The organism is Algoriphagus antarcticus (genome assembly GCF_002150685.1).
Classification (GTDB): Bacteria; Bacteroidota; Bacteroidia; order Cytophagales; family Cyclobacteriaceae; genus Algoriphagus; species Algoriphagus antarcticus.
On sequence record NZ_MSSW01000063.1, the window covers coordinates 61167 to 74756 of the forward strand.

14 protein-coding genes are annotated in these 13590 nt (G+C 39.8%); 3 read left to right on the forward strand and 11 right to left on the reverse strand.

From position 1 onward, the window contains the following. Positions 1 to 172: 172 nt before the first annotated feature. A complete protein-coding gene (locus BVH04_RS19525; RefSeq protein ID WP_086543154.1) occupies positions 173 to 1216 on the reverse strand; it encodes a zinc-binding metallopeptidase family protein in 1044 nt (347 codons plus the stop codon). A gap of 219 nt (positions 1217 to 1435) precedes the next feature. On the opposite strand from BVH04_RS19525, the gene BVH04_RS19530 reads away from it, so the two are divergent. Both BVH04_RS19530 and BVH04_RS19535 read left to right on the forward strand, forming a co-directional pair. Beyond that, the gene (locus BVH04_RS19530) at positions 1436 to 1906 is read left to right on the forward strand and encodes an outer membrane insertion C- signal (protein ID WP_086543155.1); all 471 of its coding nucleotides are present in this window, start codon (positions 1436 to 1438) and stop codon (positions 1904 to 1906) included. A gap of 36 nt (positions 1907 to 1942) precedes the next feature. Continuing rightward, positions 1943 to 2398, forward strand: coding sequence for a DUF1905 domain-containing protein (locus BVH04_RS19535; protein ID WP_086543156.1), 456 nt, complete (start codon positions 1943 to 1945; stop codon positions 2396 to 2398). On the opposite strand, the gene BVH04_RS19540 is transcribed toward BVH04_RS19535, so the two are convergent. The 10 genes from BVH04_RS19540 to BVH04_RS19585 form a co-directional block, all read right to left on the reverse strand. Further along, positions 2399 to 4801, reverse strand: a complete 2403-nt coding sequence (locus BVH04_RS19540; protein WP_086543170.1) for a TonB-dependent receptor — start codon at positions 4799 to 4801, stop codon at positions 2399 to 2401. Between the two features lie 14 nt (positions 4802 to 4815). After that, on the reverse strand, positions 4816 to 5517 hold the full coding sequence (locus tag BVH04_RS19545; RefSeq protein ID WP_086543171.1) for a fatty acid desaturase: 702 nt from the start codon (positions 5515 to 5517) through the stop codon (positions 4816 to 4818). Between the two features lie 23 nt (positions 5518 to 5540). Next, the gene (locus BVH04_RS19550) at positions 5541 to 6386 is read right to left on the reverse strand and encodes a 4-hydroxy-3-methylbut-2-enyl diphosphate reductase (protein ID WP_086543157.1); all 846 of its coding nucleotides are present in this window, start codon (positions 6384 to 6386) and stop codon (positions 5541 to 5543) included. Between the two features lie 114 nt (positions 6387 to 6500). Further along, complete coding sequence (locus tag BVH04_RS19555; protein ID WP_086543158.1) at positions 6501 to 7067, reverse strand: lycopene cyclase domain-containing protein; 567 nt, start codon at positions 7065 to 7067, stop codon at positions 6501 to 6503. 2 nt (positions 7068 to 7069) lie between these two features. Then, on the reverse strand, positions 7070 to 7912 hold the full coding sequence (locus BVH04_RS19560) for a phytoene/squalene synthase family protein (RefSeq protein ID WP_086543159.1): 843 nt from the start codon (positions 7910 to 7912) through the stop codon (positions 7070 to 7072). Positions 7913 to 7934: 22 nt separating this feature from the next. Then, positions 7935 to 9413, reverse strand: a complete 1479-nt coding sequence (locus tag BVH04_RS19565; RefSeq protein ID WP_086543160.1) for a phytoene desaturase family protein — start codon at positions 9411 to 9413, stop codon at positions 7935 to 7937. A gap of 4 nt (positions 9414 to 9417) precedes the next feature. Then, positions 9418 to 9930 carry an RNA polymerase sigma factor gene (locus BVH04_RS19570; protein ID WP_086543161.1) on the reverse strand — a complete coding sequence of 171 codons (513 nt, stop codon included), beginning with the start codon at positions 9928 to 9930 and terminating at the stop codon, positions 9418 to 9420. 198 nt (positions 9931 to 10128) lie between these two features. Further along, the gene (locus BVH04_RS19575) at positions 10129 to 11019 is read right to left on the reverse strand and encodes a MerR family transcriptional regulator (protein ID WP_086543162.1); all 891 of its coding nucleotides are present in this window, start codon (positions 11017 to 11019) and stop codon (positions 10129 to 10131) included. After that, positions 11016 to 11462, reverse strand: coding sequence for a sterol desaturase family protein (locus tag BVH04_RS19580; protein ID WP_086543172.1), 447 nt, complete (start codon positions 11460 to 11462; stop codon positions 11016 to 11018). The genes BVH04_RS19575 and BVH04_RS19580 overlap by 4 nt, the downstream gene beginning before the upstream one ends. Before the next feature lie 73 nt (positions 11463 to 11535). After that, the gene (locus BVH04_RS19585) at positions 11536 to 12204 is read right to left on the reverse strand and encodes a carotenoid biosynthesis protein (RefSeq protein WP_086543163.1); all 669 of its coding nucleotides are present in this window, start codon (positions 12202 to 12204) and stop codon (positions 11536 to 11538) included. Between the two features lie 109 nt (positions 12205 to 12313). On the opposite strand from BVH04_RS19585, the gene BVH04_RS19590 reads away from it, so the two are divergent. Beyond that, positions 12314 to 12619, forward strand: coding sequence for a DUF4286 family protein (locus BVH04_RS19590; RefSeq protein ID WP_086543164.1), 306 nt, complete (start codon positions 12314 to 12316; stop codon positions 12617 to 12619). The last annotated feature ends 971 nt before the right edge of the window (positions 12620 to 13590 follow it).

Here is a 13590-nt window from a genome sequence, read left to right on the forward strand (position 1 = left end):
AAACAAGCTCTATTCATACATTAAACTCAATTTTGCTACTAATGAAAAAGTCGATTTTCCTGAACATAGTAATATGGCGAGTAACGATAAGCTCTTTCTGTCAAGAAAATAGGTGCGCTTTTTCTGGTATTGGCAGTCTATTTTTTCTTCAAAAAATAAGTCTCCTGCAAAATTATAGATCAAAAACCAGTCTGTGAATAAACTTCATTTTCTGCACTACCGAAGGACTGACTACAAACGGATATGCATCTGGTATTCCCATGGAGCGATTGAGGCTATTGATTGCAAAGGATAGTGGTGCCCAGGCTTTGTAGATTGCGTTGAAGTCCTTGATTAGGTATGGATCAAAATCCACTGATCCCTGCAAACTCTTGTCATTTAGAATAGGCTCAACAGACATCCCAAAATAATAGGCTGTCTCGGTCATATCCATGATGTGAAGATAATGTGCCCAGGTCTCTGCCCAATCTTCCCAAGGATGTGAAGTAGCGTATTGGCTAATAAAATTGCTTTGCCAATTTTCAGAGGAGCCATTTTGGTAATATCTCTTTAATGACTCTCCATAGTCGGCTTGCTCATCCCCAAAAAGGATTCGAAAATCATTCAGCACCACCTGATTTGTGGCCACCAATCTATCCCAAAAGTAATGCCCTACCTCATGCCTGAAGTGTCCTATCAAAGTCCGGTAAGGCTCAGACATTTGCTTTCTCATCTGCTCGCGATGAACTGAATCTGCTTCGGAAAGCAAAATAGTGACTACTCCATTTGCATGTCCGGTCATTATTTTTGAATCCCCCTGTTTGGAAATAAAATCAAAGCAAAGACCGGTTTCAGGATTATTTTCCTGGGGTGGAATAGCAAGCCTAAGTCGTTGCAGTTGATAGATCAATCGATGCTTGGCAACTTCCAACTTTTGCCACTTTTGGAAATTTTCTCCATCGGATAAATTGGGGATAGTACGATTTAGCTCACACGCTTTGCAAAAATGATTCTCGTTGGATGCTGGTATGAGCCAATTGCATACTCCGAATTCTTTATTTTGACAGTATTTGAATGCATCTCCGTTTCTATCTGAGATCAAATTGGAAATAGCTGCATCAAATGTCAGTATCTGCGAGTTCACATCGTAATACCCAGAAAGGTGTCCGCATTTTTCACAGCTATCGTTTTCGAAGTACAAGGGATGAGAACAATTACCACATTCGAAAATTTTCATATCAAGTTGAGGAGTTGGCTAGTTGATGAAAGATAACAAGAAGTTTAGCTCTTCCCATTTCATAACTCTACAACAATTGTGGATTTTATGAACGGTGCCACTTTCAGAAGCCCTTGGGATTGCAATAGTCTGTAAATTTATTCCTCTAAATGAATAATGTCAGAAAAAGGATAATATTTGTAAACACTAGTATCTAGTTATAATTTAACTCTTAATTAAATGAAGTATTTAAAGATTATTTCGCTCGTATTATTTTTCGGATTAGCCGCTGCACATGAGAGCAATGCTCAGGAAGTGGGTATTAGATTTGGTAATTTCTATGGAAACAATGTGGCGATTGATGGAGTATTTGGTTTGGGTCAATTCAGCAGAATTCACGCTGATTTGAGTTTTGGTGGAAATGGTGTTGGTCTTGACGCTTTGTGGAATCCTATTTATCGTCCAGTGTCTACAAGTGATTTCAATTATTACCTAGGGTTTGGTCCTTCATTTTATTTCGGAGATCCATTTGCATTTGGTGTAGCAGGTGAGATCGGTATAGAATATGCATTTGAGGAGGTGCCGATTGTAATCGGACTTGATTGGAGACCAAACCTTCGAATCGTAGAAAACACGGACTTCCTTGCAGATCAATTCGGTCTGAATATCAGGTGGAGATTTGGCAATGACGGAAGCAGTTCAACAAATTGATTTAATAAGAGCGGGCAGTAATCCTGCTCTTTTTTTATGCAACTTATCGTAGAGGGAACATTTATGCTAGAACGGTTTCCTGTCAAGGGAGGCTGGACTTATATTAAACTATCTGCAGAAATTATCACCACTGGGAAAGCCTTCGGAATGATGAAGATCTCCGGTTCTATCGATGGTTATTCTTTCGAAGGCAAACACCTGATGCCTATGGGCAATGGATATGTTTTTTTGCCTGTTGCCAAACTCATTAGAAAAAACATTGGTAAAGAAGAAGGAGATGAGGTGAAAATCAGATTTTTCAAGAATAAAATACCTGACAAGCTCCCTCAAGAACTAATCGATTGTCTGAACGATGATCCCGGCAAGCTTGAATTATTTAACAACCTGTCATCTGCAGATCAGCAGTCTTGGATCCAGTATTTCTACAGCACGGATGACATAGAGTTCAAATCAGCAAGGATTATCAAGCTGCTGGATACATTGAGTTTCTAATCAAAACTCCACGATGATGCCAACAGTCGGCAAGATCGTCCCTGCAGGGTTGTTAAGATATTTAAGGTGATAGCGGCTTGGGTCTGATGGATCCACCAGAATATTTCCCTCCAAGTCTCTCACAGGAACCAGCGAAGGTGGCTGCTCAGCCTTGAAATTGTAAGCATTTTGAATATCCACATACCAATTCAAATTCCATTTTTTGAAAAAGTATTTCTTGTCCAATCTCACATCCATTTGGTGAAATCCCTGCAATCTTACTGCATTGATTTGAGTAAAATCCAAAATAGGCTGATTTCTCAAATCCCAATTACGGATCAAGCTGGATTCCTCGAAGTCATAAGGAGTGTATGGCGTACCTCCCAAAAATCGCCATCTTGCCCCTATTTCCCAGTTATTGCCAAATCGCTTCCCTGCCGTCAAACTCACAATAAACCGGTTGTCCCAAGAAGAGGCAATGTATCCATCGGTATTAGGATTTGTAAATTCACTGCGCACTAACGTCAGGGATGCTATGCCATAAAAGTTGTTGAATAAACGTTGTTGAGCAAGCATCTCCAATCCGTAAGCTCTTCCCTCTGAATTGGATTCTACGGGTTCATTCCCAATTACTCCAAAGTCAGCACCTAGATTTGCAAGGGATATCCCATTACGAACTGAGGAGGGATAATTACTGTATTTTTTATAAAAAGCCTCTGCTGTGAGTCGGCGATTTTTCTCTGGAATCAATAATTCTATTCCGGCAATCAACTGAGAATTTCGGATAAATCGCACATCATTTACCTGATTTATTAGCTCTCCATTGCTGTCCTTAAAGCCTAAAACCGTGTAGGAAGGCTTCTGGTAATAGATCCCTGCATTAGCGGTCGCAAAGAGATTTGGCTTCAATTGATAAGAAAATGAAACACGGGGACTAACCTGATTAAAAGGGTTTTTGGCAGTTTTGCCAAAATCCGCACCGTCCATTCGCACTCCTCCAGTGATCAATAGACGTTCATCATAGAAATATTTACTTGCAGAGACGAATCCTCCGTACAAATTAAAATTCGACGTCGATTCTACATTGATGACTTCTTCACTGCTGGCAAGTACGGATCGGTCAAAATTCTTGATAAAATACCTAGAGTATTCATAATTGACACCGTATTTCACTGTAAATCCTTTCTTGAAAATGCTGTTTTCAGCACGAAATTTATTCTCAGATTCTTGTGACAAGTAATCGTAAAGTAAGTTTTCCTCACTACTTTCATCATTGCCAGCATACTTCACTGCGTGATTGTTCAGCATATTTCTGCTCATCACAAAAGTCCAAAATCCATTTTCCCGAAACCGCTTCAATTTCAGCCCAGTTGCGTAATTCCACTGATTCTGAACTGGAAGCACATCCAATAGATAAAGCCGGCTTTCCCGATCTTCTTGCGATTCTTCATCAGGTACATCCTCATTCAGGGCAAATTTGTCTATCGCCCCTACACCAATAAAAGTAAGCTCGGTTTTCTCATTGATTTTGGTTGTGGTTTTCAGCTGAAAGTCATTGAAAGTAGGGAGAAAAGGCAAGCCTATCAGCTTGAAGAGACCTTGCAAATATGAGCGACGGGCAGAAAGGAGATAAGTGGTTTTCTCACCTATTGGCCCTTCATTGGACAATGTCAACTCCGAAGCGCCAACGGTCAGCTGGGTTGCCATTTTATCTCTACGCCCCTCTTTGAGCTGAAATTCAAAGAACGAACTTAGCGCATCCATACGATTGGCAGGAAATCCTCCGGCGATTAGATCTACGTTTTTGATCAGATTCACATTCAAAATCCCGACTGGCCCACCAGACGAACCTTGAGTAGCAAAGTGATTGATCACTGGCACTTCGATCTCGTCGATAAAAAATTTGTTTTCATTTGGCGCACCTCCACGGATCAGGATATCATTTCGGAAACTAGGTGTACTTGCTACTCCAGGCAATGATTGTATTACTCTGGATATATCACGATTGCCACCAGGATAGCGCTCTATTTCATTAGCATTGAGTTTCCTTACCGAAAGGGGAGTCTCCTCCGATCTGGAATACTCCGAACTGACCACTACTTCTGAAAGCTCCGAAGCATCCTCCGATAGGTCAAAATCCAATTGCACAGGTTTGGCCAAATTCACTTGAATTTCAAATTGGGTCTTGGTTTTAAACCCCACAAAACTAACTCTTACATTGTATAATCCAGGAGGGACTTTGGTGATTTCATAAAACCCGTTTTCATCCGAAATTGCTCCCAGTTCAGATCGCATTACAAGCACATTGGCGAAAGCCACCGGCTGGTTATTCACTCGATTGGTGATTTTCCCGCGTATCACACCTTGCGTAAAAGCTTGGAATGAAAAGAATACAAATGCTAATAGCAGTAGAATTGGCTTCATTAAAATTCTCTTGATTAGTGTTGAGATTCTTTCACCCGCCAAAGTCTCCACCATGGTGTGCCTGGAGAATCATGATGCTCGAAGTGATAACCAAAGAAATAACAGGAAATAAAAGCCCAAAAGTGATTTTTGGCTTGGGTAGTCGAATGATGTTTGTTGTCATTTTCTCCCTTATGTGGAAGGTAAGTGCCAAAGTAAAAAAGCTGCAGAGTGGACATCACAGCAGGAAGCATCCAGAATACTATCAGATTTTCAGTTGGGAGAAAAAGCTTTAGAATATTGAAGGTCACAGCCATCAAGAGCACCTGCCAAATCGATATGTATTGCTTGATAAAGCTGAAATACCAAACAAAGAAATTGTTCGATTCGTGGTAATCAGGATCTTGAGCTGTCGCTACGAAGCGATGATGCTCGTGGTGTTTGGGAAAAAGCCTACTGTAAAAATTGTAAGAAAAGAGTAAAGCTGCGAACCAGCCAATGGTCTTATTCAGTTTTTTGTCTGAAGATACCAATCCATGCATCGCGTCATGAGCCGTGATAAAAAGCCCCGTGTAAAGATGCATTTGGATCAAAACACCCAAGTAAACCAACGGATCACTCCAAGAAATCTGGTAATTCAAAAGAAAAAACAGGGACGAAAACCAAAGGCCAATAATTGCCAATGCAATCAAAATCCCTTTTGGGTCAACAGACGCACGTGCGATTTCCGACTTCATACTAGCTATTTGGGAATGTTTTCTCAAAAAGTCAGGATCCTTTCCTTCACCTGCTCCATAAGCCACATAGGAGTAGAAGTAGCTCCACAAATTCCTACAAGATCGTTTTCCGCAAACCAACTCGCTTCTATTTGATCTGAGTTCGAAACAAAATGGGTGTTTGGGTTAGTGTCTTTGCAAACATTGAAAAGCACTTTTCCATTGGATGATTTTGTTCCGCTGACAAACACAATTTTGTTAAACTTAGTAGCAAAATCACGAAGCTCTTTGTCCCTATTGGACACCTGCCGACATATCGTATCATTGGTATTTACTTCGATATCATTATTCTTCAGAATTTTATTGATTTCGTAGAATTTATCAGTGCTTTTTGTCGTCTGACTATAGAGCGTAATATTTTTAGGTAGAGTCTTCAAATCCAGCTCGGAAATATCCTGAAAAACTACTGCTTCGTTATTTGTCTGGCCAAGAAGCCCTATCACTTCTGCATGAGCATGTTTTCCATAGATATAGATGGAGTCGCCCTTATCAAATGAGTTCTTTATTCTATGCTGAAGCTTAAGTACTACAGGACAACTAGCATCGATAAGCGTTAGGTTATTTTTAATCGCAAGTTCATAAGTTGAAGGAGGTTCTCCATGTGCGCGAATCAACACTTTTTCATCGTGAAGATCTTTCAACACCTCATGATCTATGATTTTAAGGCCTTTCCGTTTGAGTCGATTTACCTCCTCGTCGTTGTGTACTATGTCACCAAGGCAATATAGATGTCCTGACTCATCAAGCATATCTTCTGCCATTTCGATAGCATAAACCACCCCAAAGCAGAAACCAGAGTGCACATCAATTTGAACTTGAAGATTCTTCATAACTAAATAACTTTAAGTTTGCTGTATTGTTTTCCTCTTTTTGAAATACTCAAATAATGACACATTCATCAAAAGTAACGTCTTGGAATAGATCGTGTCTTCGATGACAACTGACTAAATTCGAATCCCTAAATTTTCATCATTAGTATAGATCAAAACAGGTTTAAGATTAATACCTCCTGTCAAATAACCATTGCAAGTAATAAACGGAAACAAATCAACCATGTAGGCAAATATAAACTTACCCATGAATCTTTCTTTGAAAATAAAACAATAAACACCCATCGCAAGTACACTCAAGAAAAGATTTACAGCGGTGTACATTTTTTCTAGATCCAAAAATGACAGAAAGAACAAAATCGGAATCATTGCGAAAACAAAGAACTTTACGCCAAGCATGAAGATGTTTCTTGTGAAAAAGTAAAGCAATACATCATAAATGAAAATGCATGCAAATGGGAGAATGAATAAAAAGAGCAACTCTTCAATTGGCAGCTGAAAAATGAAAATTCCGATCACGGCAAACCAATGATCCCAAATCATAAAAAAGGTTGCCGTAATCAGAAGTGCTTGAAAAAAAGAGTATCCTTTGCTCACAAACCTGACTCTTGACTCAAATGAACGAATGAGTGGAAACGAAATAGGAAAAAGACTTATCCCCAAATTCATATATTTTTCCATAGTCAACTTAGCCCCAATTTACTTCCAAAGTAAGTACCAATCAACAAGGTGAACTTCTGAGAGTTAGGGATCCGGATACGCTCATGAGTGATCTTGGCAGCAGAAAGTCCCTTAATTTTGTCAAACAACTTCTGGTAATACAAATAAGCTACTTTCACTCCAAGTTTTGCTCCATCCGGAAGTTGCGCAATACCAATTAATGCCTCGTCAAAATCCTTTTGAATATTTTCTTCAATCAGGACTTTTGCAGGTTTGTCAAATAACTCAAAAGAAACTCCAGGGAAATACACTCTTCCTCGTTCTTCGTAGTCACTTTTAATATCACGAAGGAAATTAACTTTCTGAAATGCTGAACCCAGCATTTGCGCAGGTCTTTTCAAACGCTGATACATTGCCTGATCTCCTTCCACAAATACTTTCAAGCACATCAACCCAACCACTTCAGCTGAACCATATATATACTCTAGATATCGACTGTCATTATAGGTGCTGAAGTCCAAATCCATCGCCATGCTTTTGAAAAAAGCTTCAATCAAATCCAGATCTATATCAAATTTATTTACCATCAACTGGAAACCGTGTAGTACAGGATTTAGCGAAAGTTTAGTATCTATAGCAGTATAGGTTTCTTGTCTGAAATCAGCCAACAACTTGGCTTTATCATACTCATGAAAAGTATCCACAATCTCATCTGCATAACGCACAAAACCATAAATGGCATAGATCGGCGCATGGAATTTCTTATCCAGCGTTTGAATCCCAAGCGTGAAACTGGTGCTGTATCGTTGTGTGATAAGCTTACCACAGTCTAAACTTGTTTGGTCAAATAACTCCTTTGCATCCATAATATTGAATATGCTTAATATACTACAAATTTTCCCTAATCACCTCTTTTGCAACCACATAGCCAGAAATCAGCGATGGTGGTACTCCCGGGCCAGGTACAGTGAGCTGCCCAGTGTAGAAAAGATTACTTACCTTTTTGCTTTTCAATGACGGTTTGAGCAGCGCTGTTTGCTTTAACGTATTAGCCAGTCCATAGGCGTTTCCCTTGTAAGCATGATAGTCTGCCTTGAAATCCGAATGTGCATAAGATCGTTTGAATACTACACGAGAGCGTATTTCTTGGCCGGTGATCTTTTCCAGTCGATCCATGATAATTCCATAATATTTCTCTCTAGTCTCCTCGGAATCTTCCAAATCAGGAGCCAACGGAATCAACAAAAACAGATTTTCCATCCCCTCAGGAGCAACTGTCGAATCGGTGATTGAGGGAACGCATGCATAAAACAGTGGAGCCTCAGGCCATCTTGGATTGGTATAGATTGCATCTGCATGAGGACCCAGAGGCTCGTCAAAGAACAAATTATGATGGCGTAGATTTTCCAGCTTCTTATCTATTCCCAAATAAAACAGTAAACTGGATGGAGCCAGCACTCGCTTATCCCAATATTCCTCACTGTAATTACTATACTTAGGACTGATCAGATGCCTATCCACGTGATGATAATCTGCTCCAGCGATGACGACGTCAGCATTTATTTTTTCTCCGGAGATTAGCCTTATACTTTTGGCCTCACCCCGCTCTATTTCTATTTCTTCTACCTCGGCATTGTATCTGATTTTTACACCCTTTTCCTCTGCCAAAGACACCAAGCCACCAATGATTTCATACATTCCGCCTTTAGGGTACCATGTGCCCAATGCTATATCTGCATAGTTCATCAGGCTATAAAGTGCCGGGATATTATCGGCAGTTTCCCCGAGGAAAAGAACTGGAAATTCCATCAGACGAACAATTTTTTCAGACTTGAAAAACTTGCGAACATGACTGGACATGGACTGAAAAATATCCATTCTCATCACATCTTTCATCAGTCCAAAAGAGGCGAACTCCAACAGCGACCTGCTCGGTCTTTTCACCAAATCGTGAATTCCTACCTGATATTTATACTTGGCTTGCGCCAGAAACTCATCAAGTTGAGCTGCTGAACCAGGCTCAATTTGCTCCAGCATGGCCTTGAACTCTTCCATATTCGCTGGAATATCCAAAACATCATCCTGTCCATAAATCACAGAATATGATGGGTCAAGACGTATTAGTTCGTAATAATCGGAAGGTTTTTTGCCAAAATGTGAAAAATAATCTTCGAATACATCTGGCATCCAATACCAGCTTGGCCCCATATCGAATGTAAATCCTTGGCTAGAAAACTTCCTAGCCCTACCTCCCGGAGAATCATTTTTCTCCAGAAGTGTTACTGTAAAATTATTGGTAGCAAGATGAGTTGCGGCGGAAAGGCCAGCAAATCCAGAACCTATCACTACCGCATGTTTTTGCTTCATCTTGTTAATTTACGTGCTTATAGACCATCAAATCTTCTTTGAGGTACTTACGAGCAATATGTATTCTATTTTTCACAGTTCCAATCGGAATATTAAGTCTATCGGCGATCTCATGGTACTTGAATCCCCTATAATATAGCAAAAATGGCTTACTAAAAATATCTTCCAATTTATCAATAGCCCGGTAGATATCGTCAATTGCAAATTCTCCATAAGCAGAATTTTCTACTAATGTCGCACTTGAATTGATGTAATGAAGGTTGTCTGTAGTATCTACAAAAGTTGCCCTTCTCACCATTTTCTGATAATTGGTGATGAAAGTGTTTTTCATGATGGTATAAAGCCAAGCTTTCAGGTTTGTGCCTTCGGCGAATTTATCCTGATTGGTGTAGGCTTTTACCATCGTGTCTTGAAGCAGGTCATTTGCATCGTCGAGGTCTCTGGTCAATTTTAATGCAAACGGCTTCAACACGCTTGTTAGCTGGTTTAGCGAGTAACTGAATTCGATTGATGTCATGGTTTTGTGTTTTTGTTTAGACAAACCTAATATTTGTTAAACAAAATACCAAATTTCTGTTTAGTTATTTTTTCATTTCATTAAACAAAAATTTAATTAGATTCAGTATAAAAAGTGAAAAATAGGGATTTTAGCTATTACAGGGCATAAAAAAAGTATTCCCAAGGAATACTTTTGTTTAATAAATTTATAATAATTCTAAACAGTCTGCTCTTCCATTTTGACCAGAACGTTCTTTATCTCCTTCGCATAAGTGAGCAAACGAATGTTGGAAGGAATAGCAAGTGACTGATCTAAAGCTTGCAATCCCGTTACAAAGATCTCGGATTCTTTGAACTCTCTGCCCAGCATATCTACATATTCCTGGACTTTATCCCCAGCAGGCGCAGAGGTAATTACTGTAAGCAAATAGTTTGGTTTTTGCATTTTATACACAGATATCAAATCCGCATTAGGAGTATTTTGTCCTAAATAGATGACTTTGTGCCCATGCTTTTTGATCAAATAGGAACTGAATAGTAGTGAGATCTCGTGCAGTTCTCCCTCAGGAAGAAAAAGCATAAAGGTTTTACCAAAACTATTTCCTGTTTCTCCGTCTATCGCTACGATCAACTTCTGACGAATCAAATTAGAAATAAAGTGCTCTTGCGCAGGGGATATAGCTCCTGTAAGCCAAAGGATACCGATCCTGGTCAGAAAAGGATAAACCACTTTCAGCACCGTATCTTCAAATCCCAATTTAATAATATTGGTAGAAAGAACCTTTTCAAATCTATCCTCATCCATTTCTATCATGCAGATCGTAAGAGCCTGAATCTGATCGTTTTGATCCACAGATTGATCTGTAAGTCGGATGATCTCTTCGCTGATGTCTTTACTGCTCATAGCAGCAATCTTACTGATTTTGATGCCGTGGTTATTCAGCATAGCCACATTCAAGATCAGCTTCAGATCATCATCGTCGTAATAGCGAATATTTGTATCAGTCCTTTTGGGATTGAGAAGATTATAGCGCTGCTCCCAGATCCTAAGCGTATGTGCTTTGATCCCAGACAGTTGCTCCAGATCTTTTATTGAGTAATTGCTCACCTTTTTAAATTCTTAAAATATTTATTTGGCACAAAAAACAGCCCAAATGATACCGCTCCGTCCTTTTTCCTACTTTGATGATGCGCCTGATGAGCCTTGAAGATTCCTTGCAAAAAACCTCCTCTAGGTCGATCTAGCCACTTCACTCTGCGATGGATCAACACATCGTGCAGAAAGAAATAGAGCATGCCATAGGTACTAATTCCTATTCCTATCCAAAACCTGAAATCTAACTCCCCCGCTCCCAAGAATATCAGCAATATTGAAATACCTCCGAACATAAGAGAAAAGAGATCATTCAGCTCAAAAAACGACTCTGAATGCTCGTGATGTGTCCTATGAATCTTCCAAAGAGGTCCATGCATTAAGTATTTGTGAATTGCCCAACCTGACAATTCCATTAAGACAAATCCTAATATGCCAAAACCAATAGCCTCAATCATCACAGTAATAACCCTTATGGGCACTTTTTGTTTACGTATAAAATATAAATGAGCTCCATTTTCAAAAATAAAATCAAAGCTCCAACGTGAAATTAAGAAAAGTGAAAAATAGAATCATAGCTACCAATATAAAGGCAGCTAGTGGATTTCCCTTTTCAAAATTTCCTTTTCTATAAATCAAATGAATCAAAAATGCTACTCCAAACCAAGTAAAGTAATTACTGGGAGGAATAATCTCAAACTTCCAATACCACATGTCTAAAGCCACTGCTACCGGCTCCATTATATAGTCAATTACGATCATAGCAGTCGCACCTAGCAAAGCCGCATAGAAATCATTGTCTGTCACCTTCTGCAAAACCGTCCCCGTCAGATAGACCAATATAAACCAATTCACTCCGATAATGATAGGCACCTCCCAAAGCATAGGTCCTAGCGTAGGCCCGTAGACATAATCTCCAAAAATATATCCCGTATGAACCCCTATAAGCTCTGATCCAAAACCTAGCCAAAATGCTACAGCAGCAAAGATCGGAAAGGCATCACTCCATCCACGGTGAAAACCCAAAAGTAAAACCAGTGTCAGTAACAGCTGAGCCGGAGTAAGCATCAGAAAAAACGCTCGGTACTCTGGTAAACTCAGGCCTATCAGACCAACTCCATACAAGGCAACTACTACAATTTTCGCAATTATTATTCGCTTATTTTGAGCCTGTGGGGGAGCCTCGGCTATTTTATGCATGTTTTGATAAGCTTTGATCGAAGGAAATACAGTTTTTGTGTTTGGATTCCTAACTTTGAAATCTCAAATCTGTTTGCAAAAAAACGAAATTTAAGCCAAAATCCCTGATATGATTCTTTACAACATCACTTTCACAGTTTCCAATGAGATCGAAGAGGATTTTGTCCAGTGGATGAAAGGCACCCACATCCCTGATATTTTCGCCACTGGCCTATTTATAGAACACAAATTTTTTAGACTTCTTAATAGTCCGGATGATAACGTAACGAATTACAGCGTGCAGTTTTTTGCAGAAAACACCAAAAAGCTGATCGAATACGAAAGCCGGTTTGCAACTCCACTTCGGTATGAAACTCAGGCAAGATATGGTGAGAAGGCGCTTGCATTCCGTACGCTGATGGAGTCGGTGGATTAGGGATTTGCCTTTCAATTCTCGATTTTTCTTGCTTCAGCAATTCGATCATTAAGCACTAACCAAAGTCGTCTGAATTCATCTTTTGGTCTGAAAATCCTGTAATAGGAATTAAGGATTGCAAATCCCAAGCAGCAGAGTCAAGAGATTGTAAAAGCATCCTGTGTAATATTTCACCAGCTCCGAAGGAGTCTGACTATTCATGACCCTGCAAGCAGTGTGGAGTAGAGAACTTGTTGGTTTTCCAGAGCCCTGAAGGGGTGATACTTATTAGTCACTCCCCATTCGGGGCTACTATGCCAATTCGGTCCTGAATACCCCCAGCTCTGCCGAGGGTTGTGAACGGTTTTAATACTGCGGATTTTTTCCGAAAGAATACTCGAAGGTTATTGATCGAAAATGGAATTGAGATTGATGAAAGGTATTTTTTGAATAAGAATTAGTTTCGCCCTTGCAGGGCTACAATAACTTACTTCACGACTTACCCCCGGCTTCGCCGAGGGTTATGAATTGTTGCAATCCTTCGGATCTTTTTAGAGAGAATACGATTGAACTTCCCGTAATCTAAGGGTTACTAATTCTCTGATTTGAATTCGGGATTACGAATCCCGATAACTCTAGGGACCCGAGTTACATTAGCTGCAGAATCAAGAGATTATAAAAGCATCCTTTGTAATATTTCACCAGCTCCGAAGGAGCCTGACTATTCATGACCCTGTACGAAGTGCAGGGTTAAAGATTTGTTGATTTTCCTGAGCCCCGAATGGGGTGATACTTTATCTTGCTATTGAAGTATTTAGCCCCCGGCTTCGCCGAGGGTTACGAATTGTTGCAATCCTTCGGATCTTTTTTGAGTGAATACGATTGAACTTCCCGTAATCTAAGGGTTACTAATTCTCTGATTTGAATTCGGGATTACGAATCCCGATAACTCTAGGGACCCGAGTTACATTAGCTGCAGAATCAAGAGATTG

Bases quoted from the DNA above. Each gene is read 5' to 3' on its own strand.
- BVH04_RS19570 (WP_086543161.1), bottom strand. From the start codon at position 9,930: ATGACATCAATCGAATTCAGTTACTCGCTAAACCAGCTAACAAGCGTG.
- BVH04_RS19580 (WP_086543172.1), bottom strand. From the start codon at position 11,462: ATGATTGAGGCTATTGGTTTTGGCATATTAGGATTTGTCTTAATGGAA.
- BVH04_RS19525 (WP_086543154.1), bottom strand. From the start codon at position 1,216: ATGAAAATTTTCGAATGTGGTAATTGTTCTCATCCCTTGTACTTCGAA.
- BVH04_RS19545 (WP_086543171.1), bottom strand. From the start codon at position 5,517: ATGAAGTCGGAAATCGCACGTGCGTCTGTTGACCCAAAAGGGATTTTG.
- BVH04_RS19535 (WP_086543156.1), top strand. From the start codon at position 1,943: ATGCAACTTATCGTAGAGGGAACATTTATGCTAGAACGGTTTCCTGTC.
- BVH04_RS19565 (WP_086543160.1), bottom strand. From the start codon at position 9,413: ATGAAGCAAAAACATGCGGTAGTGATAGGTTCTGGATTTGCTGGCCTT.
- BVH04_RS19540 (WP_086543170.1), bottom strand. From the start codon at position 4,801: ATGAAGCCAATTCTACTGCTATTAGCATTTGTATTCTTTTCATTCCAA.
- BVH04_RS19590 (WP_086543164.1), top strand. From the start codon at position 12,314: ATGATTCTTTACAACATCACTTTCACAGTTTCCAATGAGATCGAAGAG.
- BVH04_RS19560 (WP_086543159.1), bottom strand. From the start codon at position 7,912: ATGGATGCAAAGGAGTTATTTGACCAAACAAGTTTAGACTGTGGTAAG.
- BVH04_RS19555 (WP_086543158.1), bottom strand. From the start codon at position 7,067: ATGGAAAAATATATGAATTTGGGGATAAGTCTTTTTCCTATTTCGTTT.
- BVH04_RS19550 (WP_086543157.1), bottom strand. From the start codon at position 6,386: ATGAAGAATCTTCAAGTTCAAATTGATGTGCACTCTGGTTTCTGCTTT.
- BVH04_RS19585 (WP_086543163.1), bottom strand. From the start codon at position 12,204: ATGCATAAAATAGCCGAGGCTCCCCCACAGGCTCAAAATAAGCGAATA.
- BVH04_RS19530 (WP_086543155.1), top strand. From the start codon at position 1,436: ATGAAGTATTTAAAGATTATTTCGCTCGTATTATTTTTCGGATTAGCC.